The organism is Robinsoniella sp. KNHs210, assembly GCF_000686105.1.
Classification (GTDB): Bacteria; Bacillota; Clostridia; order Lachnospirales; family Lachnospiraceae; genus Robinsoniella; species Robinsoniella peoriensis.
Genome location: NZ_JMLZ01000002.1, coordinates 5,258,976 through 5,285,967 on the forward strand (window position 1 = coordinate 5,258,976; position 26,992 = coordinate 5,285,967).

Annotated in this window: 21 protein-coding genes and 1 pseudogene; 19 read left to right on the forward strand and 3 right to left on the reverse strand. The window is 42.9% G+C overall.

All coding sequences use genetic code 11. The annotated features are described in order from the left end of the window. Nucleotides 1-53: 53 nt before the first annotated feature. The 3 genes from CD03_RS0129420 to CD03_RS0129430 are packed head-to-tail and all read left to right on the forward strand — an operon-like array spanning nt 54 to nt 5,793. Complete coding sequence (locus tag CD03_RS0129420) at nt 54-1,274, forward strand: exonuclease SbcCD subunit D (RefSeq protein WP_027296675.1); 1,221 nt, start codon at nt 54-56, stop codon at nt 1,272-1,274. Beyond that, nucleotides 1,255-4,332, forward strand: a complete 3,078-nt coding sequence (locus CD03_RS0129425; protein WP_027296676.1) for an SbcC/MukB-like Walker B domain-containing protein — start codon at nt 1,255-1,257, stop codon at nt 4,330-4,332. The genes CD03_RS0129420 and CD03_RS0129425 overlap by 20 nt, the downstream gene beginning before the upstream one ends. Nucleotides 4,333-4,350: 18 nt before the next feature. Further along, nucleotides 4,351-5,793 (forward strand): phospholipase D family protein, encoded by a 1,443-nt coding sequence (locus CD03_RS0129430; protein ID WP_027296677.1) that lies wholly within the window; start codon nt 4,351-4,353, stop codon nt 5,791-5,793. Between the two features lie 75 nt (nt 5,794-5,868). Here the strand turns inward: CD03_RS0129430 and CD03_RS36630 are convergent, their stop codons facing one another. Together CD03_RS36630 and CD03_RS35260 are read right to left on the reverse strand one after the other, a co-directional pair. Then, nucleotides 5,869-7,023: a hypothetical protein gene (locus CD03_RS36630; RefSeq protein WP_081820417.1), complete on the reverse strand. Its 1,155-nt coding sequence runs from the start codon at nt 7,021-7,023 to the stop codon at nt 5,869-5,871. Beyond that, nucleotides 7,024-8,448: a recombinase family protein gene (locus CD03_RS35260; RefSeq protein ID WP_044289755.1), complete on the reverse strand. Its 1,425-nt coding sequence runs from the start codon at nt 8,446-8,448 to the stop codon at nt 7,024-7,026. A 97-nt stretch (nt 8,449-8,545) separates the two neighbouring features. Between CD03_RS35260 and CD03_RS0129445 the strand changes: the two genes are divergently transcribed. The 10 genes from CD03_RS0129445 (at nt 8,546) to CD03_RS0129490 (ending at nt 17,264) form a co-directional block, all read left to right on the forward strand. Beyond that, nucleotides 8,546-8,776, forward strand: coding sequence for a hypothetical protein (locus CD03_RS0129445; RefSeq protein ID WP_027296678.1), 231 nt, complete (start codon nt 8,546-8,548; stop codon nt 8,774-8,776). Nucleotides 8,777-8,943: 167 nt separating this feature from the next. Continuing rightward, nucleotides 8,944-9,714: an AIM24 family protein gene (locus CD03_RS0129450; protein WP_027296679.1), complete on the forward strand. Its 771-nt coding sequence runs from the start codon at nt 8,944-8,946 to the stop codon at nt 9,712-9,714. Between the two features lie 221 nt (nt 9,715-9,935). Next, nucleotides 9,936-10,640: a lantibiotic protection ABC transporter ATP-binding protein gene (locus tag CD03_RS0129455; protein ID WP_027296680.1), complete on the forward strand. Its 705-nt coding sequence runs from the start codon at nt 9,936-9,938 to the stop codon at nt 10,638-10,640. Beyond that, nucleotides 10,637-11,389, forward strand: a complete 753-nt coding sequence (locus CD03_RS0129460) for a lantibiotic immunity ABC transporter MutE/EpiE family permease subunit (RefSeq protein ID WP_027296681.1) — start codon at nt 10,637-10,639, stop codon at nt 11,387-11,389. The genes CD03_RS0129455 and CD03_RS0129460 overlap by 4 nt, the downstream gene beginning before the upstream one ends. Then, entirely contained in the window at nt 11,386-12,150 is a 765-nt protein-coding gene (locus CD03_RS0129465; RefSeq protein ID WP_027296682.1) for a lantibiotic immunity ABC transporter MutG family permease subunit, read from the forward strand. Before CD03_RS0129460 ends, CD03_RS0129465 begins: the two co-directional genes overlap by 4 nt. A gap of 131 nt (nt 12,151-12,281) precedes the next feature. Further along, nucleotides 12,282-12,974, forward strand: coding sequence for a response regulator transcription factor (locus CD03_RS0129470; protein ID WP_027296683.1), 693 nt, complete (start codon nt 12,282-12,284; stop codon nt 12,972-12,974). A 14-nt stretch (nt 12,975-12,988) separates the two neighbouring features. Then, nucleotides 12,989-14,425 carry a sensor histidine kinase gene (locus CD03_RS0129475; RefSeq protein WP_027296684.1) on the forward strand — a complete coding sequence of 479 codons (1,437 nt, stop codon included), beginning with the start codon at nt 12,989-12,991 and terminating at the stop codon, nt 14,423-14,425. 146 nt (nt 14,426-14,571) lie between these two features. Further along, complete coding sequence (locus CD03_RS0129480) at nt 14,572-16,341, forward strand: DUF2075 domain-containing protein (protein WP_027296685.1); 1,770 nt, start codon at nt 14,572-14,574, stop codon at nt 16,339-16,341. Nucleotides 16,342-16,353: 12 nt separating this feature from the next. After that, nucleotides 16,354-16,713 carry a nucleotide pyrophosphohydrolase gene (locus CD03_RS0129485; RefSeq protein WP_027296686.1) on the forward strand — a complete coding sequence of 120 codons (360 nt, stop codon included), beginning with the start codon at nt 16,354-16,356 and terminating at the stop codon, nt 16,711-16,713. A gap of 92 nt (nt 16,714-16,805) precedes the next feature. Further along, entirely contained in the window at nt 16,806-17,264 is a 459-nt protein-coding gene (locus CD03_RS0129490) for a low molecular weight protein-tyrosine-phosphatase (RefSeq protein ID WP_027296687.1), read from the forward strand. A 29-nt stretch (nt 17,265-17,293) separates the two neighbouring features. On the opposite strand, the pseudogene CD03_RS35265 reads toward CD03_RS0129490, so the two are convergent. Beyond that, nucleotides 17,294-18,343: pseudogene (locus CD03_RS35265) on the reverse strand (exosporium protein); the annotation flags it as partial. A gap of 281 nt (nt 18,344-18,624) precedes the next feature. Here CD03_RS35265 and CD03_RS0129500 point away from each other — a divergent pair. From CD03_RS0129500 to CD03_RS0129525, 6 genes are all read left to right on the forward strand, one after another. Continuing rightward, nucleotides 18,625-19,599: an SseB family protein gene (locus CD03_RS0129500; protein WP_052378043.1), complete on the forward strand. Its 975-nt coding sequence runs from the start codon at nt 18,625-18,627 to the stop codon at nt 19,597-19,599. Between the two features lies 1 nt (nt 19,600). Next, nucleotides 19,601-20,539 carry an alpha/beta hydrolase gene (locus CD03_RS0129505; protein WP_027296689.1) on the forward strand — a complete coding sequence of 313 codons (939 nt, stop codon included), beginning with the start codon at nt 19,601-19,603 and terminating at the stop codon, nt 20,537-20,539. 3 nt (nt 20,540-20,542) lie between these two features. Next, nucleotides 20,543-22,360 carry a DUF6320 domain-containing protein gene (locus tag CD03_RS0129510; RefSeq protein WP_027296690.1) on the forward strand — a complete coding sequence of 606 codons (1,818 nt, stop codon included), beginning with the start codon at nt 20,543-20,545 and terminating at the stop codon, nt 22,358-22,360. Nucleotides 22,361-22,438: 78 nt separating this feature from the next. Next, on the forward strand, nt 22,439-23,356 hold the full coding sequence (locus tag CD03_RS0129515; protein WP_027296691.1) for an ArsR/SmtB family transcription factor: 918 nt from the start codon (nt 22,439-22,441) through the stop codon (nt 23,354-23,356). Between the two features lie 325 nt (nt 23,357-23,681). Further along, nucleotides 23,682-25,442: a cache domain-containing sensor histidine kinase gene (locus tag CD03_RS0129520; protein WP_027296692.1), complete on the forward strand. Its 1,761-nt coding sequence runs from the start codon at nt 23,682-23,684 to the stop codon at nt 25,440-25,442. After that, nucleotides 25,435-26,961, forward strand: coding sequence for a response regulator transcription factor (locus CD03_RS0129525; RefSeq protein WP_027296693.1), 1,527 nt, complete (start codon nt 25,435-25,437; stop codon nt 26,959-26,961). The genes CD03_RS0129520 and CD03_RS0129525 overlap by 8 nt, the downstream gene beginning before the upstream one ends. Nucleotides 26,962-26,992: the final 31 nt, after the last annotated feature.

A 26,992-nucleotide genomic window follows, 5' to 3' on the forward strand; every position in this document is an offset into this window, starting at 1 on the left:
CATTTGCCGGTTTGGGAAGTATAATAACTACACAGGAAAAAGGAGGGCATTGGATGCGTATATTACACACCGCCGACTGGCATCTGGGTAAAAATCTGGAGGGCAGAAGCCGGCTGGATGAACAGGAACTGTTCCTGGAAGACTTTGTGAAAATAGTAGAAGAAAATAACCCGGATCTTGTGTTGATTGCGGGTGATATCTATGATTCCGCCAACCCGTCCGCCCGTGCTGAGAAGCTTTTTTACGATACCTTGAAAAGGATATCAGGTCAGGGTAAAAGGATAACGGTGGTCATTGCAGGAAACCATGATAATCCACAGCGGCTTGTAGCAGCGACGCCTCTGGCTATGGATCATGGTATTATTATGGTGGGTACGCCAAAAACGGTGATTTCTCCGGGGCGGTATGGACAACATCAGGTGACGGAATCCAATGAGGGATATGTAGAGATCGATCTGGGTGCGGAAAGGGCGGTAATACTGACGATTCCGTTTCCAAGTGAAAAGAGATTAAATGAAGTGCTCTATGGAGATATGGATACGGATGAGCAGCGGCTGCTTACCTATGGGGATCGGATGAAGCAGCTTTTCACCTCTCTGGAAGGACATTTTCGGGAAGATACGGTAAATCTTATCGTATCTCATTTGTTTGTCATGAACAGTGTGGAAGGCGGGTCAGAGCGAAGCATTCAATTGGGCGGCAGTTATATCGTAGGCGGGGATATTTTCCCTGAAAAGGCCCAGTACATTGCGCTGGGACATATTCACAAACCGCAGGTAGTGCCGGGAAACCACATTGCACGTTACAGCGGGGCACCCCTCCAATATCACAGAGGGGAAGAGATCTATCAGAAGCAGGTGCTTTTGGTGGATGTAAGTGCCCATGGAGAAGCAAAGATCACGTCGATTCCTCTGAAACAGTATAAGCCCATTGAAGTATGGCGCTGCAAAAGTGTAACGGATGCGATTTCCCTGTGCCAGGATAATGCAGAGAAAGTCTGCTGGGTTTATCTGGAGATTGAAACGGGACGGGCGATTCTGGAAGATGAGATCAAACAGATGAAACAGTTAAAGGAAGATATCCTGGAGATACATCCCATTTTTCCGGAGACCCAAAGAGAAGAGGGTGAATACCGGTTTCGGGAGAGGCCGTTTCATGAGCTGTTCCAGGAATTTTATCTCCATGAGCGGGGTGTTCCGGCTCCGGAGGAAACCATGGAGGTATTGCTGGGGTTATTGGGAAAGGATGTGGAACATGAGACCGATCAGACTTAAGATACGGGGACTGAACAGCTTTGTTGAAGAACAGACAATTGATTTTACGGAGCTTGCCAAGCGTGGCTTCTTTGGAATCTTCGGTCCTACGGGAAGCGGAAAATCTACCATACTGGACGGGATGATTATGGCATTGTACGGAATAAAAGCCATGTCCCGGGGAACAAATGAATTTATTAACAAGAACTGCCAGAGCGCTTCTGTCAGCTATGAATTCCAGGTTACCGGTGTCAGGGCAAAGCGCTACCGGGTAGAACGGGAATTTAAGCTGACTACCCAGGGAACGAAAGCCGGGAAATGTAAACTGGTGGATGTTACAGAGGAAGAATTAATATTAGAGGATACCGTGAAAGGAGTGGATCGTGCCTGTGCGGATATTATCGGACTGACTGCTGATGATTTTATGCGGACAGTTGTACTTCCACAGGGGAAATTCAGTGAATTCCTAAAAGTCAGCGGGAAGGACAGAAGAGAAATTCTGGAGCGCCTGTTCCGTCTGGAAGAATACGGTAAAGGGTTGGAGGAAAAGCTGAACAGTGCCTTAAATGAGGAGAGGGCAAAACGGTCGAATATCCAGGGTCAGATGGAGGCCTATGTTCTTGCCAGTGAAGAACTGCTGGAGCAGCGCAGCAGGCAGCTGGAAGAGGGAAAGCAGCTTCTGGCTAAGACAGAACAGGAGTTTCGGATTACGGGGGAAACGTACCAGGAATTTCTGACAGTCCGTTTTTTAATGAAAGAGCGGGAGGTGCATGAACAAAGGCTTGGTGAACTGACAAAACAGTCAGAAAAAATAGCCCTGCGGGAAGAAAAACTGAAAGCTGCAGACCGAGCCAGGGGTATAGCGCCCATGCTGGTTTCTTATGAGGAACTGGCAAGACAGGAAAGAATGCTGCAGGATCAGATCCGGGAGTGGGAGCTCCGGCTGGAAGAGACGAATGCAAGGAAAAAGGAGAAAGAATTATCATTTCAGAATATTGCAAGGCAGAGGGAAGAGCAGGAAAGCGGCATCCGCTTAAAGCTGCAGAGTGCCAAAGAGGCATGGGAGCAGTGGAAAGAACTTCCGGGCATGCAGCAGCAGCAGCAGGAGCTTCAAAAGAAGTTGTCTATGCAGCAGGAACAGTTGAAAGATCTTGAAAAGAAACAGGAACATCTGATTCAGGAGGAAATAACAGAAAGCCAGAATATTCATAAACTGGAAACGAGCCTTCTGGAGTTAAAAGTAACGGCAGATTACCGGGATCAGATTGAATATGGTATTCATCAGAGTGAATCCGTAAATAATTCTAAAAAGGATCTGAACAGCCAGGAAAATAAGCGGACAGCCGGCATCAAAAAACTTCAGAAAGAAGAAGTTACTGCAAATGAATTCTCCGAAAAATTAGAGGGAAAATTCAGGGAAAGACAGCAGATTACGGAACAGTTAACAAAATTAAAGCAAGGTATCAGAGACAGGCAGATAGCACTCCTTCGCAAAGAACTGAAGGAAGGAGAGCCCTGTCCTGTATGCGGTGGGAGACATCATGAGTGGGGAAAAGACACTGAACAGACAGATGGCTTTCAGCCGGGTGAAGAAAACCAGGTAGAAAATCTGGAGGAAATGCTGGAAACATGCAATGCTGAAATCCAAATGCTGGAGCGGAAAAAGGACAGCCAGGCAGGTATTATAAATCTTCTGTCCCGCCAGCAGGAGGAACTGCAGGCAGAGATTAAAATAGCCGGGACTGACTGGGAAAATCAGAATGCCTTATTACTGGATTTGCAGTCACAAACGGGGATACTGGATTTTAAAGAGGAAAAGAAAAGGATTCAGAGCCTTGACAAAGACAGGGAAGAAAGAGAAGAACAGCTGCAAAGGGTAAGGCAGTCACTGAGTGATAACCGGGATTTACAGAAGAATATCCAGGCAAATATCAGTACAGGTAAAGAAGCTGCAAATAAAATACAGCTGGAGCTGATACCTCTTGAGAGCAGTATTCGGGAGAAGAAAAGGCAGGTTGCAGAAAAAATCGGAAATGAAATGAATCCGGAAGCCTGTGTAACATTACTGGAAAAAGAACTTTCTTCACTGCTGGAGAAATACGAGAGATACAGACTGGAATTTCAACAGGCAACGGAGGAAAGCCAGTCGATAAAGCAGCAGTCAGATCAATTGCTTGGGCAGCTTGAAGGTAATAAGAATGCCCGTGTGAAATCGGAGGAGAGCTTAAAGCAAGAGATGGCCCGTCTGAACTTTGCAGATATGGAAGAAGTGAAAAATGCTGTTTTAGACAAAAAGCAATATCAGGAGTTTGAAAAGTCTATTGATAATCATTATAATGAATTAAGAGAGTGTTCTTTGAAGATAAAGGAAACCGGTGAAAAGCTGGGTGGAAGAGCTGTATCGGAAGCAGAAATAAAAGAATTAAATGTGAAGTGCCAGGGGCTTGAAGCTGCGCTGAACAAACAAAAGGAGCAGCTGGGTGAATGGAAACAGCAGGTGAAAAGTATTAAGGGCAATCTGGAGAAAAAGAAGAAGCTCAGGGAAGAACTGGATGCCGTGGAGCATCAGATCAGTATTCTGGAGGATTTAAAAGGGGTCAGCCGGGGAAAACGGTTTGTAGAATATATGGCGGCAGAGCGCCTGAAGTATATTTCCAGAAGTGCATCCAGACGGCTGTCAGAGATTACAAACGGTAATTATGAGCTGGAAACGAATCTGGAAGGAGAATTTGTGATTCGGGACAATAAAAACGGCGGGGTGTTAAGAGCTCCGGCAACCCTTTCCGGCGGAGAGACATTTGTGACTTCTTTGGCACTTGCCTTATCCCTGTCCGAAGAAATCCAGCTTAAGGGAACAGCGCCGCTGGAACTGTTTTTCCTGGATGAAGGATTTGGTTCCCTGGACGAGAATCTTCTGGATGTAGTTATGACATCCCTGGAGCGGATTCACAATGAACATCTGAAAGTAGGAATCATCTCTCATGTGGAATCAGTAAAGGCAAGGGTTCCGGTACGGCTGATTGTCAGTCCGGCACAAAGCGGTATCAGCGGAACTAAAGTGGAGATAGAGCATGTGTAAAGGAAGAAGGAGCATAGTATGAAGGCATATTTAAGAAGACACTGGCTTATCATTACTATCATAGCCATTATTTTATATCTCGTAATCGGAATGCTGGCACCTTTTCTGGAAATAAAAAAGGTCAGTGCAGACTATAAGGCGGGATCCAGTGCAGATAAATATTATTCCGATACCCTGTCTGTAGACCGGGCATATATTGTGGAAGACAGTATGGATGCTCTGGATGAGCGGATCAGGATGATTGAGCAGGCAAAGGAGCGGATTATTTTATCCACCTTTGATATGCGTCCGGGATACAGCACAAGAGACATACTGGCGATGATCTTAAATGCGGCAGACCGTGGGGTGAAAGTTCAGATTCTGGTAGATGGAATCAGCGGCTTAATCCGAATGGAGGGAAAAGAGCTTTTTTATGCGGTTTCCAGTCATCCCAACATTGAGGTGCGCATTTATAATATGCCAAACCCGGTAAAGCCCTGGACATTTCATGGAAGAATGCATGATAAATATTTGATTGTTGACGATCAGTATTACCTTTTAGGCGGCAGAAATACATTTGACTATTTCCTTGGAAACTATATCGAAGATGACAAGAGCCTGGATCGGGAAGTTTTTATTTATAATACAGCGGCAGGGACGGACCGGACTAAGGAAAGTTCCCTGTTTGAACTGGAGTCCTATTTTAATGAAATGTGGGATTACAAGTACTGCAGAGTCTTCCATTCCGACAGCAGGCTTCAGGAAAAAGACGGTGTAAAGGCCGAGGTGGAGTCCTTAAAACAGCATTACCGGGAAATAAAAAAAGAAAAACCGGAGTTATTTGTTAAAGATGATTATTTTGATAAGGTGACGGTTCCCACTAATAAGGCAACACTGGTTTCCAACCCCAAAGATATCTATGGAAAAGAACCCACTGCATGGTATGAAATGCAGCAATTGATGGCACATGCAAAAGAGCGGGTGGTATTACATACCCCATACGCTGTCTTAAGTAACGATATGTACCAGGGTATGAAAGAAATCAGTGAAACCGGCGTTGATTTCACCATGCTGATCAATTCGGTGGAAAACGGTGATAATATTGTTGCTTCATCGGATTATCTGAAAAATAAAGGAAAGATCATTGATACCGGAGTGCAGATCTATGAATATGACGGGGGTGAGTCTTATCATGGGAAATCCATCTTAATTGATGATGATATTTCGATTGTAGGATCTTATAATCTGGATCTTCGAAGCACTTATGTGGATACGGAATTGATGCTGGTTGTAGACAGCAAAGAGCTGAACAAACAATTAGAGGGTTATATGGACAAACTGCAGCAGGATGCCAGAAAAGTCATAGATGAAGATACTTATGAGACACCCGCACATGTAAAAGTGGCGGAGGTTCCTTTTATTAAGAATGTGATCTGGAAGGTGCTGGGAGTAGTTCTGGGACCCTTCCGCGTGATGATCTGATGCAGGAAAAATAAGGGGCTGAGTCATAGATGGTTACCCATCTGTGATTCAGCTCCCTTTCTGCTTAAAAAGCGATTATGATAACTCTACGATCGATACTGCACCATGTGGAGCGGTAGCTGTCAGAGAGGAATTAAATAAAAAGCTCAGTGTTGTAGCTGCAGTGGCATTAATAAGGAAAGTTCCCGATACGCCAGGGTTTGTCGCAGATAGTGTGGAGGTGCTGTTTGTCACAAAGTCGGTCTGTGCAGCACCGTTTACCTGTGGTGTTACTCCGATAAATCCAGCTAAAGTTACGGTGGCATTCACAATATAGGATACGGAATAAACATGACCTGCTGCTAACTGAAACGTAGTAGTTGTAGGTGCGGTGATGTTGGTGCCGTTATTGAAAACAACACCAAAAGCAATCGCTGCATTATTTGTTAAAGATGAAGAGGTTACCGTATATCTTGCATTTGTCTGGGTAGGAGAAGGTCCGGTAGCACCCGTAGCACCAGTTGCGCCTGCAGCGCCGGTAGCTCCGGTATTTCCATTTGTTCCTGCGGTTCCGGTAGGCCCTGTGGCACCAACGGCGCCCGTCGGTCCGGTGGCCCCGTTTGCTCCGGTAGCGCCGGTAGCCCCGGTAGCGCCTGCAGGACCATCTGCCCCGGTTGGCCCGGTGGGACCTACTGCCCCGGTAGCCCCGGTACTTCCCGTAGCTCCTGCCTGGCCTGCAGCGCCGGTAGGCCCAGTGATTCCATTAGCGCCGGTAGCACCTGTTGCTCCCGTAGCACCGGCGGTGCCATCAGCCCCGGTCGGTCCGGTGGCACCAATAGGTCCGGTAGCCCCGGTGATTCCATTAGCGCCGGTAGCCCCGGTAGCGCCGGTCGGTCCGTCCGCTCCGTCAGCGCCGGTAGCCCCGGTAGTGCCCGTAACACCGGTAACCCCATCAGCCCCGGTAGCGCCGGTAGGTCCGACTGCGCCGGTAGCGCCTGTATCGCCGGTAATTCCAGTGGCCCCGGTACTTCCGGTAGCGCCGGTAACTCCGGTGGCTCCGCCAGCGCCTGTGGCTCCGGTAGGTCCTGTGGCGCCAGTTTCGCCTGCAGGTCCTGTATTTCCGGTCGGTCCGGTAGCGCCCACAGCGCCATCAGCGCCGGTGGCCCCGGCAGCTCCTGTGGGCCCTGTAGCTCCGTCTGCGCCCGTATTACCAGTAGGCCCGGTAGGTACTCCCGGATTTGTACAACACAATCAAAAATAATTGAATTCAACAGATACGATTTCATTTTTTTGGTTCACATTAATTTTTTTAATAATATGATGCCAGAAACGCTGCTTTCCCTGCCTGCCCAGCCTTCTATAGATTTCATGAAAACCGCAGTTTATAACAGTTTCTAATTCGGACAGTTCCTTTTTTTGTTGCGTTATAGTGGAGAGGGACTCTGTTTCATGCAGTTGCCGGGTCAGATCGCTATATTCATTTTCATATTTTTCCAGACTGATTCGGCTTTTTTGAAAGAGAAAATTTAATCGTTCTATTTCCTTTTTTATTTTATCCGGATTACCAATTGGTTTTGATTTTTTTACTTCATTAATTCTAATACATCTGGTTTTGTATCCGGCATATTTCTTAAGTAAGTATTTCAGTAAATAATTTTCTATTTTAATTTCATTCAGCGGGTTAATCTTGTGCAGTTTATTATTTGTTCCATAGGAGCAGCGGTAGTAAATATATGTTTTTCTGGCACCAGTTTTTTTATACAGAACTCTAGTAGAATAGGATGCAGACAATGATCTTCCGCAATAGGGGCATTTAATCAATCCAGTAAAAAGGTATACTCTTTCTCCGGTTGGCTTTCTTACATTCCGGTTTGCTGCTTTCTGAATCATATCCCATGTTTGGGATGAAAAGTAGGGTTCACAGTATGTGGTGTTATCTCTGTATTTACCAATATAGAATTCACTTTTCAACATACTGTTCATGATATCATAGGTAAAGTTTTCATCAAAATTTGTGCGGATGTGTTCAGCCGTGGAGCGTTTGCTTTGCGACATCAGAAAAAATCGTGCCCATTCATGGACAATTGCCTCTTTTTCTTTATCAATTACCATTTTCTTAATTCCATTTATGTTTTGTGATGTATATCCATAGGGCATGGAGCATTTTCCAAATATTAATCTGCCCTGGGAGATGGAAGCTTCATTTACAAATTTTATTCTTTCGGATGTGGTATCCACCTCATTTTGACCGATAGATAACATAATATTCAGATTTAAACGTCCATCCCGGGTATCCAGGTTCATGTTTGGTTCGGCAACTGCAAACCATTTCACGTGGTGTTGGTCTAAAACCTCCTGTACTTTATAAAAGTCGGATACGTTTCGGAACCATCTGTCCATTTTCCAGAATAATATTACATCGATCTCGTCTCTTTTTACCGATTCCAGCAGGGCATGGATCGCTTTTCTTTTTTTTAATTCCTTCCTGGCTGTTTTCCCCTCATCCGCATATATACCTGCAATTTTATAAGAATTTTTAACGGCATGTTCTTCCAGATACATTCTTTGGGCTTCCAGGGATTTTCCGTGCATTGCCTGTTCGGATGAAGATACCCGGATATAAAGTGCGCAGCGTGTGACAGGCTGGGATGAGTATTCTAATATTTCTGGCAACATTTTGTATCCCTCCTTATGTTTAGCAATTTATGAGAAATGGCGGTGGATTATGAGCCCTGATGTGATGTAGCAGGATAAAGGGTGAAGCATAGTTTATATGGATGAGGTACAGAAAGGCTGCAGGAATATGGAAAAACCGGAATATAGAAAACTGGAAGAGGAAGTAAATGGAGCAGAAATGCAAGGAGCAGACCGTTCAGACGAAGAACGGTCAGCTGCAGGTAGGCAGAAAATAAAACTGCCGGAAGCAGAGAGCGTCTTTCAACTATTGATTGCGCTTCTGGAAGAGCAGGAGCAGGTAAAGATAGACTATGAACTTCTAAATTAGAATACCGATACATAAAATGGATGGGATAAGCATATAAGCTGAGATATAGCGATTTTTTTCTTTTAAGTTTCATCAATGTGCACAATAAATTAATTGTATTTCAGGTCGAAATTTGTTATAATCAATAACAAGATAATTCAGTAAAAAGAAGATCAGGAGGATTTAATATGTACCGTATTTCGAATTTAACAGAAAATGATGATATTAACACACTGGAATCTATGGGACCTTTTACCGTAATAGAGTATGAACGTGATTTAAGCGTAATGCCTTCAGACGCACAGAGAGCATATTTCTGCAATGCAATGAATATTCGCAAGAGACAGGTAATCTGTGATATGACCAAAGCCAATATTACACTTCAGGCAGGAGCAATGCAGTGGATGGTTGGTAATGTAAATGCTACAACCGGAATTAAAGGCGTGGGTGATTTGTTCAGTAAAGCCGTACGTGGAAAAGTTACCGGTGAATCAGCAATTAAGCCGGAATATACCGGAGACGGCACCTTAGTGCTGGAGCCGACTTACAAACATATTTTGCTGATCGATGTGCAGGATTGGAATGGTTCTATTGTATTGGATGACGGTTTATTCCTTGCCTGCGACTCTAATTTAAAACATAAGGCAGTAATGCGGTCAAATCTTTCTTCAGCGGTAGCCGGCAATGAAGGGCTTTTTAACCTCAGTGTGAATGGTGCCGGTGTGTTATGCCTGGAATCTCCGTCTCCCCGAGAGGAACTGATTGAGATTACTTTAAATAATGATGTACTGAAAATTGACGGGAACATGGCGATAGCATGGAGCGGCAGCCTGGATTTTACAGTTGAGCGTTCCGGAAAAACACTGATCGGTTCAGCTGCATCAGGTGAAGGACTTGTGAATGTTTACCGTGGCACGGGAAAAGTACTCATGGCACCTGTGGATAAGGGAATTGCTTAAAGCAAAATGAAAATGAATGAAGAATAAGAAACATTTTTTAGAAAGCACGTCTGAGCGGATGTGCTTTTTACTTTGCAGCAATTTAGCGGACCTTACCATTACGTTGTCCGTGGAAATTAAAATTGATACGCGTTATAGAAACGTTATTTTTATATGCTAAGATCATTTCTGTAATAGACAGGAACATGACTTGGAACTATTACAGGAAAGGATGGTTAGATATGGGAAAAATGATATTGGAAACAAAAAATTTATCAAAAAGATTTGGAGAGCAAATGGCAGCCAACCAAATTTCGCTGCAAATTGAGCAAAATAGTATCTATGGGCTTCTTGGTCCCAACGGTGCAGGGAAATCCACAACCCTTAAAATGATTGTTGGGCTTCTCAGACCTACGGAAGGGCAGATTATCTTTAAGGGAAAACCCTGGAAACGGGAATCTCTTGCAAAAATAGGTTCTTTGATAGAGTCACCCGCTCTATATGGAAATCTTACAGCAGAGGAAAATTTACTGGTGCATACAAGGCTTCTGGGAATCCCAAATGAAAGAATTCCCGAAGTACTGAAAACGGTTGATCTTAAAGATACCAAAAAAAAGAAAGCATCACAGTTTTCAATGGGAATGAAACAGCGGCTCGGAATCGCCACAGCCCTGCTTAATAATCCGGAATTACTCATTCTGGATGAACCTACCAATGGGCTTGACCCTTTTGGCATTCAGGAATTACGTGAATTTATTTCTTCTTTGCCGGAAAAGGGAATTACGGTAATTCTATCCAGTCATATCTTATCGGAAGTTGCCCAGGTTGTTGATGAAATCGGGATTATCAGCGGAGGAAGGCTTTTATTTCAGGGTGTGCCTAATCCCAATGAAGATCTGGAAGCGTTTTTTACGGATGTAATTATCAAAGGGGGAAAAGCAGGATGAATGGTTTAAAATCGGAAATGTTAAAATACAAAAGAACATTCATGAGAAAACTGATTGTATGGATTCCTTTGTTTTTTGCACTTTATTCCTTAGTGATCAGAATGCTGGTCCCGACCCTTTCCAACTCATGGAGAGGTATCATGGTTTTAGTATTTAACTGGTGGCCATTGATATTCCTGCCCCTTGGTATGGGACTGTTTGCCGGCATGGCAGCCGCTCAGGAAAAGAAAGCCGGAGATTACCGCGCACTTCTGGTACATGATATCTCGCCGAAGGCTGTCTGGGTACATAAGGTGGCAGCCATGGCAATTCACAGCCTGTTATCAGCACTGGTTCTGTTTTTTTCCATTATAATTTCCGGACTGTTCTCCTCAAAAGGTGAGATACCCATATACCAGATGATAACCGGTTGTCTGGTATGCTGGCTGGTATCTCTTGTGCTGATTCCCATACAGCTATGGGCGGCTGCCTGGAAGGGAATCCTTTTCAGCATGGGAGTTGCGTTTGCAGGGATGATAGCAGGGGTAATGGCAGCACCGCAGTCTTACTGGTTTCTGGTACCCTGGTCCTGGGCAACGAGGTTAATGTGTCCGATTATTGGGGTTCATCCCAACGGTACTGAATTGAAATCCGGTAATCCGCTGCTGAACAGCTCTGTAATCCCTGTTGGAATTGCTGTGTCCGTAATTCTGTTAATTATCATAACTGCAATTTCAGGCGTTTGGTTTAGAAGGAGGGAAATACATTGATCAGATTATTATTATCAGAATGGTTGAAAACAAAACGAACAGCGATTCGATGGATTACTTTTTGTATGCCTGTAATCGTTGCCCTTTGCATAGTTGCCTATCTGTCAATCCGCAGTGGCGTTACATCTGAGTTTGTTTATGAAGGTTTTTTTGTTGTGTGGACGGCAATGATTATTCCGGTAGGGGCGGGTGTTCTGTCAGGATTTATGATACAAGAGGAAGAACTGGCAGGAAGTTTTACCGGTTTTTTGAACAATCATATTTCCAGAATGAAGTTGTATATGGGGAAGTTTCTGATGTTAATTTTCTGCCTGACGTGCTGCACATTTATTGCGATACTTATTCTCTGTATCGGAATGAAGGTGGTTATATCTGATGGAGGTAATATTTTTTTATTTATATCTGCGGCACTTCTTGCTGTAGTTGGTGCACTTCCTGTACTGTCCATACATTTGTGGGTAAGCCTGCTGTGGGGAATGGGGGCATCTATCGGAATCAGCATGGGTGGAATCCTGATGGCTGCTTTGATCGGGGCAACCGGTCTTGGAGGGAAAATCTGGATGATCATTCCCTGGTCCTGGCCGGTAAAAATGGCAATGCTGCCGGCAGTTTGTTTTCAGACCGGGTCTTCAACTGCAAATATTTCCGGGAGCGGAATATTAATATTAGAACTTATCCTGACCGCATTCGGGCTTTTTATTTTTCTGGCTGGCGGAATTATCTGGTTTAATAGATGGGAAGGCAGAGAATTAAGGGAATAACTGCCAAATACGGTAAGTAGTGATTACCAACTTTTTCATAAACTTGACCAATAGGGAAAATTGGCGGATACTATATGGGCAGGCTTTTAAAAGCCTGTCCTAAACGTTTTGGAATGGGAGGCGATGTAAAATTGAGTAAAATATTAATTATTGATGATGAAAGAGAATTGACTGCTTTATTAGAGAAAAAACTAAAGTCAAAAGGGCATGAAGTACTGATTGCAGATGACGGCAGGAGAGGTATTGAACTGGCAAAGAGACAGCCGGATCTTATTATACTGGACATTATGATGCCGGAAGCGGACGGTTTTGAAGTCTGCCATGCCATACGAAACGATGTGTTATGCCCGATTATATTTTTAAGTGCCAAACAATCGGAAACTGATAAAATCAAGGGGCTGACTCTTGGCGGGGATGATTATATCACAAAGCCCTTTGGATTAAGGGAGTTAATGGCGCGAATTGAAGCTAATTTACGGCGTGAAAAACGGTCTCAATATATCAATACAGAGCAGAAGCGTCCGAAACTGTATTTTGGCAGCCTCTCCCTGGATTTACGGGGACGGACAGTTCACATTGGCAATGAGGAAATTTCCCTTACAAAAAGAGAATATGAGATTGTAGAACTGCTTGCCCTCCATGCGGGGCAGGTATTTTCAAGAGAACAGATCTATGAAAACGTATGGGGATATGATTCGTGTGGAGATGATACAACGGTAGTTGAAAGGATTAAAAATATCCGCACCAAGTTTGCAGCTGTCACGCCTACTATTCCTTATATCGCTACGGTTTGGGGAATTGGGTATAAGTGGAATAAAATGTAGAAGGGGAAATCGCTATGAAAAAACGGTCACTTGCAGCACAATTCCGTATCACACTGGTTTTAATTGTAGTTACCAGTTTAATTGCATCATTGCTTACCTATGCAGGTGCAATAATGCTGTTTCGTCAGGCTGTTAATAACAATGAGATCAATCCACAGGATTATTATGAACAGCAAATTCCCAGAATAATAGACTATGTTCGGGATAAAAAAGCAGATATTCTGTCTTTATCCAGCGAAGAGGGTCTGAAAAATATCATTCAGGGAACCGGACTTACTTATCAGGTAGTAAATGGGGAAGGCGATATTTTGTATGGCACATATCCTGACCGGCTTTTTGAAACGAAAGAAGAGCTCTATGACAACCTGAATATGACGCTGCTCATCTCCGGAAATTATGTTCGTATAGTACCCGTTATTGGCGATGACGGAAAAATACAAGGAGCAGTTTCCCTCGCCTATCAATTAAGCTTATCTGCTGTAAATAAAGGGAATGAATGGCTAAACTATGCAATTATCCTTGTGGCTTTCTCACCAGTGTTCTATTTCATAGCATGTATTATTCTGTTTTCCAGGAGACTGACGAAAAATATAACCAGTCCCCTGCAGCTTTTAAAAGAAGGCTCCCGTCAGATAAAAAATAAAAATCTGGATTTTGAAATCGATTATCATTCCGATAACGAGCTGGGTGAACTTTGCACTGCTTTTATGGAAATGAAAGATGAACTGAAAAAATCCCTGTCAGCCCAGTGGAGGATGGAACAGGAACGGGTAGAAATGGTGGAGTCATTGGCACATGACCTGAAATCGCCGCTGTCTGTGATAAAGGCATACGCAGAAGCGTTGATTGATGATACAAAAGTGAATGAGGAACAGCTGCAATACCTTAACGTTATCGAAGAAAATATAGAAAAAAGTGTCTCACTGGTACAGCAAATGCAATATACCTCGGATCTTGAAAGATCATCTGTCCAGCTCCATCTGATTCCGGTAAATCTGCCTGAATTTATGGAGCAGAAAGTACATGATTATGAAGTCCAGGCGGAGAGAAAGGATATCTCCATCCAATTAAATATCAAAGGAGATATACCGGACCCGTTTTTAACAGATCCCGGCAAACTGGAGAGAATACTGGACAATATTTTATCGAACAGTCTGCAGTATACCCCAACGGGAGGGAGAATAACAATAACGGTAAATGCTGTAAATCAATGTATCTCATATGAAATCAGTGATACAGGTACAGGATTCAGTATGGAAGATACACAAAAAGTATTTGAAAAATTTTACAGAGGCGATAAAGCCCGGCAAACCAAAGACGGACATTCCGGTCTGGGATTGTATATCGCCAGACAGTTAGTGGAGCTACTCGGTGGAACTATTAAAATCGGTAACCTGAAATCCGGTGGTGCGTATGTTGTATTTGAGCATAAAATCTTTGTGAATGAGTGAATAGAAACGAATGGGAAGTTTTATGGGGAGATTTTATTTTGTGGAATTGATGTTTCCGAAAAGGTGAGAAAAGAAATGAATTTTCAATGATTATGTGGTAATATATGGATAAATGTTCTGTTTCGGCAGTATATGGAGGTACGATTATGACAAAAATTGAAAATCTTAAACCAATTATATTTCAAATTGAGGATAATGATGCTTCATTAAAAGAATTTGAAGAGAGACTGCAGACTGCCGAATCGGAAAAGGTGCAGGATCTCATATTGAATTATCCAACTGTTTATATCCATAACTGGCAGGAATCAAATGATTATGAAGTCTATATAGGGGAATCAAATAATGTAATTCAGAGAACAAAACAGCATTATAAGGAAGCAAACGATAAAAAGAAATGGCAATACCAGCTGCATAAGAACAGAGCAAGGCTGTTTTTGATTGGTCATGAGCATTTTAATAAATCTCTGACCCTTGATATTGAAAACCGGTTGATGCATTATATGATGAGCATAGAGCATGTTAAAAAAGTACATAATCAAAATGAAAATCCCCAAAATAAGTACTATACAGTTGAGGAACTGGATGTTATCTTCCATAATATATGGAGTAAATTAAGAAAAGAGGATCCGAATCTGTTTCCAACAGAAACAGAAATTAAAGATTCAGCTATATTTAAGGCATCTCCGTTGCATAAAATGACACCGGAGCAATTGCAGGCAAAAGAATTAATTATCCAAAAGGTGATTCGTGCAATGCAGGGGAATCAGACAAAACAACTGATATTTATTGAAGGGGAAGCGGGAACCGGAAAGACCGTGTTAAACAGCAGTACCTTTTATGACTTGATTACAAAAGCAGGGGATCTGGGCATGGATCAATTACAATGCTATATGATGGTAAACCATACTGAGCAGATAACGGTATATGAGCAGATTGCAAAGAAACTTGGCATAACGGATAAATTTGTATGCAAACCCACAACATTTATTAATCACCATACAACGGAAGATCCGGTGGATGTGGCATTTATAGATGAAGCACATTTATTATTAACCCAGGGCAAACAATCCTATCGGGGAAAAAATCAATTGCAGGATATTATTGACAGAGCTAAAGTGACGGTGGTCATGTTTGATGAAAACCAGATACTGACAACAGAGCAGCTTTGGGAAGCTCAGGTACTGGATCATTTTAAAACGCTGGCGAAACAAAACCATAATTATATGGAGTTAAAGAATCAGTTAAGAATATCAGCGGATAAAGCAACCGTAAATTGGATTGATGCTTTTACGAAATCCCGGAAACTGAATAAGATTCCAGCTGACAAAACCGGCTATGAGATTAAAATTTTTGACCAGCCGGTGGAACTTGAATTGGAGATAAAGAGGAAGATATCTACAAAAGACTGTGCACTCTCCAGAATGATTGCTACGTATGACTGGGAATACAGCGCTAAAAACCGGGCAAAAGACTGGGCAAAAGACAGGTTAAGGAAATATTGGGAGGTTAGCATTGGAAACTGGCATAAGCCCTGGAATTATGAGTTGGAAAAAGAACTGGACCGGAAACAAAAGAAGAAAATCAAATCATTGTCCTGGGCGGAACAGCCGCAGACGGTAAACGAGGTGGGATCTACTTTTACCATTCAGGGGTTTGACTTAAATTATGCAGGTGTAATATTAGGACCGTCTGTAAAATACCGCAATGGAAAAATTATATTTGATCCGGTGGAAAGTCATAATGCAAAAGCTATTCAAAATCGTACCTTATCAGACGGAACAAAAGAAAAGTTTGGTGAGATATTAATACAACATGAGGTAAGAGTGCTGATGACACGTGGTGTAAATGGACTTTATATTTACGCCTGTGACGCTGAACTGAGAAAAGCGCTGAAAGAAGCTGCAGCCGCTATTTAGTGAGGATAGAATATGAATGAAAATACAGTAAAAGAATTAATGGAAAAAGTTAAAAATTTTTGTGAAGAACGGGATTGGGACCAGTTTCATAATCCCAAAGACCTAGCCATCGGAATTTCTACAGAAGCAAATGAACTGCTTGATATTTTTCGGTTTAAATCAGAGAAAGAAATGAGTCAATTCTTCACAGATCAGTCAAAGAGAGAGCATATAGAAGAGGAATTGGCGGATACTTTGTTTTTTATTCTGCGGTTTGCCCAGATGAACCATATAGATCTGGGGGTTATTTTAGAGAATAAGATTCAGAAGAATGGCGAGAAGTATCCGGTGGAAAAGATTAGAGGGAAAAATTTGAAATATGATGAGATATAGTAGATCAATAAGATAGTATTTCATTGTCAATATTTACTTTATGAACGAATGGAGAATTCGGCAAAAATAATTTTGATAAGGAGTTTTGGAGTATGATAAAAATCCTATTCGTCTGCCTTGGCAACATCTGCAGATCCCCCATGGCAGAATTTGTTTTCAAAGATATGGTAAAAAAAAGAGGTCTCAGTGATTTATTCATCATTGACTCAGCTGCAACCAGCAGCGAAGAAATTGGAAATCCGGTTCACCCCGGAACAAGGAAGAAATTAAAGCAGTACAATATTTCTGCAGATGGGAAAAGAGCTATACGCCTGACCGGGAATGATTATCAGAAATATGATTATATCATCGGAATGGAGCAGGCTAATATCCGGAATATGATTCGGATTATGGGAGAAGACAGGGATAATAAGGTATTTAAGCTCCTGGACTTTACTAACAATCCCGGAGACATTGCGGATCCCTGGTATACCGGTAATTTTGACCGGACTTATGAAGATATTTACGAAGGCTGTGAGGGATTGTTAGAATATGTTTTAAGGGAACAATAGCTTGAATGCAGTTGTACGAATCATGCAGTACCGGTAGGACCCTCAAGACCGTCTGCTCCGGTCGGTCCGGTAGCCCCATCGGGTCCGGTGGCGCCGGTAGCACCATTTGCGCCGGTAGCGCCTGTTAAGCCGGTAGGCCCGACAGGACCATCGGATCCGGTAGCGCCGGTAGCGCCGTTTGGTCCGGTAGGACCGGCAGCCCCATCTGCCCCAGTAGACCCCGTTGAACCGGTAGCGCCTGTTGGTCCGGTAATTCCGTCTGCCCCGGTTGGCCCGGTAGCCCCAATAGGTCCGGTACTACCGGCAGCGCCGGTAGCTCCCGTGGCACCGTTAGAACCTGTGGGTCCGGTAATTCCGTTGGCGCCGGTAGCCCCTGTGGCACCCGTTATTCCGGCAGCGCCGTTAGCGCCTGTAGGCCCGGTAGCTCCGATTGCCCCGGTAGCCCCGGTGTTTCCGGCAGCACCGGTAGAACCCACAGCTCCGGTGGGACCCGTGATTCCGTTTGCACCAGTAGCGCCAGCAGCACCTGTGGGTCCGGTAGTACCGTTTGCGCCGGTAACACCTGTATTACCACGCGGTCCTGTGCTTCCGGTGGCTCCATTTGGTCCGGTAGCGCCACTTGCACCAGTGGGACCAGTGATCCCATTCGCACCGGTAGCTCCGGTAACCCCGGTAGGTCCGGTGGAACCATTCGCGCCGGTAGCCCCTGTGTTGCCCATCGCACCGGTGGCACCGGTAGCTCCGTTGGGTCCGGTAGCGCCGCTTGCGCCGGTAGGACCAGTGATCCCATTCGCGCCGGTAGGTCCGGTAACTCCAGTGGGTCCGGTAGAACCATTCGCGCCTGTGGCACCCGTGCTGCCGGTTGGCCCGGTACTGCCGGTAGCGCCGTTTGCTCCTGTAGCACCTCTGGCACCAGTGGGTCCGGTTGAGCCATTCGCACCGGTAGCTCCGGTAGCGCCGGTAGGACCTACACTTCCATCTGCGCCGGTGGGACCAGTCGGCCCTGTAGGCCCGGTTGGCCCGGTGGGTCCCGCATCCTGCAGTAAATCAATGCCATACAGCTGATTATCGTTATACATATCTATCACTCCTTTAATACATTTTTTGTTACATCAATAAAAAAACAAATATTATCAATGTACTATTAAATATGCAGGGAATTATAAAGTAGTGAAAATGAATAGAATTTCTGTCATAATATGCAAGGATCTCCGTCAAACTTATATTTATAATTTCGATAGAAGATATCTTTATTCCCATTTTCCACCACAAAACCCCCAAATAAGTGCTGACTTTTTTATAATGGTAGTGTATAATAAATGCATATGTTCACATAAAATAAAATGCAAGGGGAAAAACTATGACTGAGGAAAGACAACAGGAACTTAAGAAATTATTAGTCAGCAATGACTTTCAGGTTGAAAAATATAAAGAGCTGGATATGCAGGAGATTATCATTTTATGCCAGACCGGCAGATCTTTAATGGAACAGAATAAAGAAGATGAAAATGCATTTAAGTTTTTTGAGACAAAATCCAAGTTTCTCTATAATGTAGTTTTGGAAAAACTGAAAGTATTAGAAGAGATGTTTGTTTTATTTTCCAAGGGAACCAACATGCCTTATATTCATTGCGATGAAGATACATTTAATGACCAGATTTTTATATTCTCCAGAGAGCAGTTTGCTCAACGGGAAGCAGCAAAATTAAATGAGGAAAAGAAACCGGTACAGATTATTAAATTCAATAAGGACCAGTTCCTTGGTTTTTACATAAATTTATTCCCAATGGGAGCAAATGCAGTTGTAATTGACCGTGGAGTGAATTCTCTTGAAATCCAATTGGAAGAATTATGTAAGAAACCGGACTATACCAATGCTCCAAAAGAAAAAATACCGGTATTGAATCCGGAACTGCAGCTGACAGCTCTTTATTTCATGCAGGAACTGAGAAGACCTGTTGAAAAAGAAGAAAAACAGGGATTACGGGAATTAGAAGAAGAAATGCTGGTTAATATAAGAAGAGGCAACTATCTGGTGCCGATTCAATTCAAGGAATTAAATGAAGGCGAAGAAGAGCCAAAAGAACTGACCAGAGATAATAAAAATATTATGGTACCATTTGTAAAATACGAGAATGGCGATGTTTACCAGCCGGTATTCACAGACCCCGGAGAATTCCATAAATTTAATAAAGAAAAGAAATTCAGGGCTATTGCAATGCCTTTCCAGAATCTGAATAAAGTAGTTGTGGAGCAGGCAAAGGGAATTGTCTTAAATCCAATGGGCTTTAATCTGCTTCTGGTAAAAGGACAGCTGAATACCAAAGGAGAATAGAATGACGATAAATAAACCGCTCAGACTGGCACTTAAAGCGTTGTCTTATGGAGGAATCGAAATAGATTCAGCCAGACATATGGCTAATCTTAAGGCAATTGATCCGCTTAAGATTTTCTATAAGACAATCGATGATAAGATATACAATGGTGATTATCAGGTGCCGGTCAGAATCTATATGCCGGATGAAGATATTCTGACCGGGGAAGGAACAAAAGGCAACACCTGCCCGGTTCTGATTTTCATTCATGGCGGCGGATGGGTTACGGAAAGCGTTGAGAATTATAACCGTGTTTGCGCCCGTATGGCGAAAAGTACCGGTCATGTAGTTGTATCGATTGAATACAGGCTTGCGCCGGAACATCGTTTTCCTATCGGGCTTATGGATTGCTATGCAGTAGTAAAGGCAGTCTATCAGAACCGCATGATTTTAAATGTTGACCCTGAGCGAATTACAATTATCGGAGACAGTGCCGGAGGCAATCTGACGGCAGCGATCTGCCAGATGGCAAGGGACAGAAAAGAATTCGTACCCCAGAGGCAGATCCTGATCTATCCGGCTGTCAGTAATGATTATTCTGAAAAATCCCCCTTTCTATCCGTGCAGGAAAATGGGACGGATTTTCTTTTGACTGCCAAGAAAATGAGTGATTATCTGGATCTGTATCAAAGTTGTGACGAGGATCGGCAGAGTCCGTATTTTGCACCGCTTCTGGCACAGGATTTTTCCAGTCTTCCTAGAACACTGGTTATTACGGCAGAATTTGACCCTCTCAGGGATGAAGGGGAGGAGTATGCAAGAAAATTAATAGAAGCGGGAAATGCAGTGGAGGTGCATCGTATTAAGGATGCCCTGCATGGTTTTTTTGCGCTTGGGATTATGAGTTATCATGTTCAGGAGAGTTTTGAAATTATAAACAGTTTTTTAAAGGGGGTCTAGGAAATGGCTGAGACCAAGCTGGCCCGTTGGCGAAAATTAGATAACGCGGCGAAAATATTTCCGGCTACCAGCGGGAAGAAGGATACCAGGGTATTTCGCTTTTCTTGTGATTTAAGGGAAACGATCCGGGAAGAAATCCTTCAGGAGGCGCTGGATAAAACCATTGAGGCTTATCCGATGTTCTGCTCTGTGATGCGGAAAGGATTTTTCTGGTTTTATCTGGAGAAAAGTTCCCTGCGTCCTGTTGTAAAGGAAGAGAGTAAACTTCCCTGCAGCAATATCTATGTCCGGGATAAGAAGAGTCTTTTATTTGAAGTAACCTATTTCAAAAACAGAATTAACTTTGAGGTTTTCCATGCATTGACAGATGGTACGGGTGCCATGCAGTTTACCAGGGAACTGGTGAAAAATTATATTCTAAAAGCCCACAAAGAGGAATTTCCGGAAGAGATACCTCTGGACAGTCAGGATCTTACCGATGCAGATATGGAAGACGACAGCTTCTTTAAATATTATTCTAAAACAAAATCAGATGAGAAACAAAAATCTGTTCATTCCTATCAGCTTCGGGGATTGAAATCAGATTATGAAAATATGCATATTACGGAAGGAATGGTGTCCGTAAAGCAGCTTTTGGAAAAGTCCAGGGAATATGGTGTGTCGATGACCGTATTTCTGACGGCAGTTTATCTGTGTGCCATTCACCGGGAAATGAGTCCCAGACAGGAGAAATATCCGGTAGTTCTGATGATTCCGGTTAATCTGCGCAAGTACTTTCCATCCCAGTCCATGCTTAATTTTTTCAGCTGGATTGATGCCGGATTCCAGTTTGAAACGGGAGTTACCACATTCAAAGACGTGGTAAACCATGTGAAAGAGTTTTTTAAAATTGAACTTACCAAGGAGCGGGTTGCAGGCAGGATGAATGAATTCATGAACCTGGAACAGAATCCTTTTTTGAGAGTGGCACCGCTGGCGCTTAAGAATCTCTGTCTGCAGGCAGCGGCAAAGTTTACCTCTAAAAATGTAACCGCAATCTTTTCGAATATGGGTGTTGTGGACATGCCGGAAGTATACCGGCCTTATATTAAATGGTTCCATGTGTTTACCAGTACGCCGAAAACGGAACTCTGTATGTGTTCCTTTGAAGACCATGTCGTTTTAAGCTTTACCTCCAGGTTTGAAAGTGAAAATGTTCAGCGGAATTTTTTCCGCATTCTAAACGAACAGGGCGTTGAAGTGGAGATGCTAAAGGATAAATACCCGGAAAAGCGAAAACCGGTGTATCCCGGAATGCAGTTCTTTAAACTGTTTTCCTTTTTATGTCTGGCGGCTGTGGTAATCTGTGTTATGGCAAATGTAATTATTACACCTCATAGTATCTGGTCACTCTTTGTGGGGGGAGCCATGCTCTGTATGTGGCTGGCACTTGCAGTTGGATTTTACAAACGACGAAATTTACTGAAAAATGCCATGTGGCAGCTGCTGCTTATCATTGCCTGTTGTCTCGCCTGGGATGCATTTACCGGGTGGAACAGGTGGTCCATTGATTATGTACTGCCGGGTATCAGCCTTCTGACTACGATATCGATCCTGACAATTTCCAAGGTACAGCAATTAGGACCACCGGAATATATGATTTATTACGTAATGTCCGCAGGTGTTGGAATTGTTCCGTTTCTGCTGATATTGACTGGATGTGTAGGTGTCCACTATCCTTCTGTGATCTGTTCCGGACTGTCATTTTTATTTATTGCAGCATTGGTTATATTTAAATGGAAAGATTTTATGGTGGAACTGCATAAGAAATTCCACTTTTAAGGATATAAAGCGGGAATCCCCGCTTTTTCATTTCCGCAAAGTTCACAAACAGGGTTCGTATTTCAGGGAGGATAAAAGATGCTGGTAATAAACAGTTTAGAAGAAGGCGCTTCGGTTTTTAAAGCGTTGGGCTCTGATCTCAGAGTGAATATCATAAAGCTGCTTATAAAAAATAATGAAATGAATATGCGGGAACTGGCATCGGCGCTTCATATTACAAACGGTGCCATTACCAGCCATATAAAAAAGCTGTCAGAAGCAGGGATTATCGATGTGCTGACAGAATGCGGCGGCAGGGGAAACCAGAAAATCTGCAGGCTTAAGGTGAATGAAATTCTGGTGGATGCAAAGGAACAGGATAAAAAAGAAATGACTCTGTTAGAGACAGAATTTATGGTGGGGGATTATTGTGATTACGAGGTATACCCCACCTGTGGTCTGGCTACCGGGGATCACCGGATTGGCGGATGGGATAATCCGGAAGATTTTGCAAGACCTGAGCATGTGGATGCAGGTATTATCTGGTTTACCCAGGGATATGTAGAGTACAATATGTCCAGACTGCTGTCACCGGGGCACCATATTTCCCAGATTACGCTCTGTTTTGAGATTTCATCCGAGGCACCCAGTTATAACAATGAATGGATGTCGGATGTTACTTTCAAACTCAATGGGCAGTCACTTGGAAAGTGGACAAGTCCCGGAGACTTTGGAGGAAGACATGGCATTTATACGCCGCTTTGGTGGAGCAGAAGCCTGAATCAGTACGGTCTTTTAAAACTGGTAGTCATCAGCCGAAGCGGTACATATGTAGACGGTCTCCAGATATCGAATGTGGGGCTGGATCAGTTACGGCTGGAAGATGCAGGGGTAATCCGGTTTCGATTTGAAGTAGAGAAGGAATCGGAACATGTGGGCGGACTCACGTTATTTGGTGCGGGATTCGGGAATTATAACCAGGATATTATGGTCCGGGTACATTATGAAAATGAATAGATCAGGGCATGTATTCGCTCTTAAGACCAGCTTTGTGGCGACAGCCTGAATTTCGAAAAGATGGGGCATAGAGGAATTGCGTGGACGTCTGCGGTCAGTCGGCAGAGTCCATGTAATTCCTCTATGCCCTATCTTTTCGTATACGCCCCCATCCGCATAGCATCTATTTCTCAACAAAACCTGAATTTATTAAATCTGTAGCTTTAAAAGTGTTAACTTTAAAAGTTTATCCCCCTATTTTGACATTCCCGCGTTTTTGTTATATAGTAAAAAGTAGGGAAAAATATCAAAGTATACAGATTTTTTTAATAGGACGGGGGGTTCTATGGAAGAAAGACGTCATCATCAAATCATTTTCCAGCTAAAAAGCAAGATTATTGTTATTTTTGTTGTCTGTGTTATTATTCCAAGTATTTTCTTTTTAGGCTTTTTTGTAAAAAGCTATTTTTCTTATGCGCTAAAGAGCATCATTGCCGAGAAGCAGAACATCATGAAAGAAACCCATAAAAATATTGAATTACAGTTCTCCAGTTTCAAGGACACTTCAATGTCCCTGTATTATAATGAGGCTGCCAAAAATTATATTAACAGAGAAGACTATTCCAAAGAGGATAAGTACATATCCCAGTTGCTAAGCAGTATTGTGAATTCTGAGAAATATATTGTTTCCGCAGTACTGGACCTGAATGGGATTATATATAATTCGGGTTATCACTATCTGAATTGGGAGGAGTACCTGGATGAACATCTGGAGCAGGTCCTTGATAAAAAAGGGAAGGTGATCTGGATTCCAACGCAGCAGATGTCTGCATCCTACAATCAGAGACCGAAAAACTTTGCACTGGCGAGAGCGATCAACTCTGCGAATCAAAATGTAGGTACCCTGTGGCTGTTTTTCTCAGAAGATCTGTTCACGAATATTTTAAAAAATCCCATATATCATGAAGAAGGCACGGATTATTATATTGTCTCCCGGAACAGGCATATCGTTACCAGCAATTATGAAGAAGAGACAGGGGTGGTTCAAAATGGAGAACTGTTTACGAAGGCGCTCATGCAGCAAAACGGATCCTTTTCCTATCAGGACCCGGATACAGGAAAAGAAAAGACGGTGGTTTGTTCCTCATCCGAGGTGAATGACTGGGTACTTTTAACAGTGACGGATCAGAGTGTTATTTTTAAGGATGTAAACTATATTAAATGGATGGCTTCGGTGATAGCATGCCTCTATGCGGTTTTTTTGTTTACTGCCTATTATATTTTGTCTCACTATATTTTCAAACCAATGCAAAATCTCAGTACGGGCCTGCGCAGAGTATCAGAGCGGGATTTCCAAAGGATCAGGGAAACCGGAAGCGCAGATGAAATGGGAATGCTGACAGCAAATTTTAATTATATGGTGGATGAAATACAATGTCTGATCCGGGATATCAGGGAAGAAGAAAAGGCCAAGAATGAAGAAAAGATCAAAGTGCTCTCTATGCAGATTGGACCGCATTTTATCTACAATACCCTGAATACCATTAAATGGATGGCAGCAGCCAATAAGCAGACGAACATCAAGAAGATGATAGAGTCCCTGATTAAACTAATGGTCAGCGTTACCTATAATACTAATGAGGAAATCACTCTCCGGCAGGAAGTAGAACTGCTGGGCTGTTATGTCTATATCCAGAAAATGCGTTTTATGAATTTTGATTTTGAATATGATCTGCCTATGGAATTGGGGAATTTAAAAATATTAAAGCTGATTCTGCAGCCTTTTGTGGAAAACTGCATTCAGTATGCATTTGGAGATAAGCCGGATGGGGGCAGAATCCTCATGGAGTTTTACAAAGAAGATGCACTCTATGTAAAGATCACAGATAATGGAAAAGGGTTTAATACCGGTGTTCTGGCGGATTGTAATGCGAAGGATACCTCAAAAGGAATGGATCACGTTGGCATTGTAAACGTAATGGAGCGTATCCGCCTGAACTATGGTGAAAGCTATCACGTGTCTATCGTAAGCCATGAGAACGAAGGAACGGAGGTTTTACTGCGGCTTCCGGTTATTGGTGAGGAGGAAGGTATAAATTTTGATTAATATAGTAATTGTAGAAGATGAAATGCTGGTCCGCCTGGGCATGAAAATGTGTCTGGATGAATATTCCGCTGAAATGAAAGTGGCTGCGGCTTTTGGCTCCGGTGAAGATGCAGAACGTTATTTTCAGCAGAATACGGCAGATGTGTTGATTACGGATATTCGTTTGAACGGTGAGACAGGGCTGGATCTGATCAGGCATCTGAAATCCCAGATGTCCCATATGGCAGTCATTGTTCTGAGCTGCTATGAGGATTTTTCTTATGCCAGAAGTGCCATGGAACTTGGTGTGGATAAATACATATTAAAGCATGAACTGTCAGAAGATGAGCTTCCCAAACTGGTTTCCGAAATTTATCAGAAAAAATTAAAAAAAGGCATGATCTCCAAGGGCAGAAATGATAATCCGGTTTTTTTTGAAGACGGAAATGGAGATAAGCGCTATCGTATTGCTTATATAAACCTGAGAGGAACCGGAGAGCGGACAACAATCAGTGAAGAAAATACAGATTATGATTTTCTCGTTGAGATCCTCCAGGAAATATTGAATATTAACCACATGGGAGAATGTTTTTTGAGACACGGAAAGGAAGTCTTCTGTATTATGCGGTTTGAACCGGAAGAGACATCCGATCAGATCAATAAAAAAGTACTGGATTTTTATCAGAATGCCAGAAAAAATATGAAGAATTATTTTAATAAAAATCTATTTCTGTCCATTACGGACATATTTGACAGTCTGAGTCAGGTGAATCATTTTTATAAAGAAGCCAAAGAGGGATGCAGCCTGTCTTTTTACTATGAAACTTCCAGACTGATAGAACTTCACAATTCCACGTCCCGGGAGCAGATAATGCCGGCGCCTGTATTTGAAAAAGAAGAGGCATTTAGTGAGCAGTGGATGGAACAGGCATCTGTACAGATGGAACGGTTCTTAAAAGCGGAAAAGGAAGCAAACCGGCCGCCGGAAGAGGTAAAGCTGCAGGTGGTAAAATTTATACATGATATGGAAGATTATCTGAGTAAATATTACCAGACAGAACTTTATAAATTATTCGCCAAGGAAGAATCCCCCAACTATATTCTGGTAAATAGTTTTGATTCGGGGCAGGAGCTGCTGCTATGGCTGTCCGATATCCGAAAGCGGGTACAGGCTTATCTCATGGACAAAGAGAGTATGGCTGAAAAAATGGAATCCTATCTGGAAGAGCATTATGTCAAGGATTTGCCGCTGAAAGAGGTTGCTGAACATTTTCATATGAGTACAGCCTATTTCTGCCAATATTTTAAGAAACATACGGGGGATACTTTCGTTCATTATCTCAATTGCCTGCGGATTGAAAAAGCAAAACCACTGCTGCTAAAGGGGGAAGAGTCCGTTGAGGAAATTGCTGCAAAGGTAGGGATTATGAATAGCAATTATTTTTTCCGGGTATTTAAACAGATCACCGGGAAAACAGTAGGTGAGTTTAGAAAAGGCGTTTTTATGGATTCTGATATAAATTATGTGAATAAATCATAATATCGTGAACAGGCAGTTAGGAAAGTGGAAA

Coding starts and splice junctions, on each gene's coding strand:
- CD03_RS0129420 (WP_027296675.1), top strand. CDS start 54: ATGCGTATATTACACACCGCCGACTGGCATCTGGGTAAAAATCTGGAG.
- CD03_RS0129425 (WP_027296676.1), top strand. CDS start 1,255: ATGAGACCGATCAGACTTAAGATACGGGGACTGAACAGCTTTGTTGAA.
- CD03_RS0129430 (WP_027296677.1), top strand. CDS start 4,351: ATGAAGGCATATTTAAGAAGACACTGGCTTATCATTACTATCATAGCC.
- CD03_RS35260 (WP_044289755.1), bottom strand. CDS start 8,448: ATGTTGCCAGAAATATTAGAATACTCATCCCAGCCTGTCACACGCTGC.
- CD03_RS0129445 (WP_027296678.1), top strand. CDS start 8,546: ATGGATGAGGTACAGAAAGGCTGCAGGAATATGGAAAAACCGGAATAT.
- CD03_RS0129450 (WP_027296679.1), top strand. CDS start 8,944: ATGTACCGTATTTCGAATTTAACAGAAAATGATGATATTAACACACTG.
- CD03_RS0129455 (WP_027296680.1), top strand. CDS start 9,936: ATGGGAAAAATGATATTGGAAACAAAAAATTTATCAAAAAGATTTGGA.
- CD03_RS0129460 (WP_027296681.1), top strand. CDS start 10,637: ATGAATGGTTTAAAATCGGAAATGTTAAAATACAAAAGAACATTCATG.
- CD03_RS0129475 (WP_027296684.1), top strand. CDS start 12,989: ATGAAAAAACGGTCACTTGCAGCACAATTCCGTATCACACTGGTTTTA.
- CD03_RS0129480 (WP_027296685.1), top strand. CDS start 14,572: ATGACAAAAATTGAAAATCTTAAACCAATTATATTTCAAATTGAGGAT.
- CD03_RS0129485 (WP_027296686.1), top strand. CDS start 16,354: ATGAATGAAAATACAGTAAAAGAATTAATGGAAAAAGTTAAAAATTTT.
- CD03_RS0129490 (WP_027296687.1), top strand. CDS start 16,806: ATGATAAAAATCCTATTCGTCTGCCTTGGCAACATCTGCAGATCCCCC.
- CD03_RS0129500 (WP_052378043.1), top strand. CDS start 18,625: ATGACTGAGGAAAGACAACAGGAACTTAAGAAATTATTAGTCAGCAAT.
- CD03_RS0129505 (WP_027296689.1), top strand. CDS start 19,601: ATGACGATAAATAAACCGCTCAGACTGGCACTTAAAGCGTTGTCTTAT.
- CD03_RS0129510 (WP_027296690.1), top strand. CDS start 20,543: ATGGCTGAGACCAAGCTGGCCCGTTGGCGAAAATTAGATAACGCGGCG.
- CD03_RS0129515 (WP_027296691.1), top strand. CDS start 22,439: ATGCTGGTAATAAACAGTTTAGAAGAAGGCGCTTCGGTTTTTAAAGCG.
- CD03_RS0129520 (WP_027296692.1), top strand. CDS start 23,682: ATGGAAGAAAGACGTCATCATCAAATCATTTTCCAGCTAAAAAGCAAG.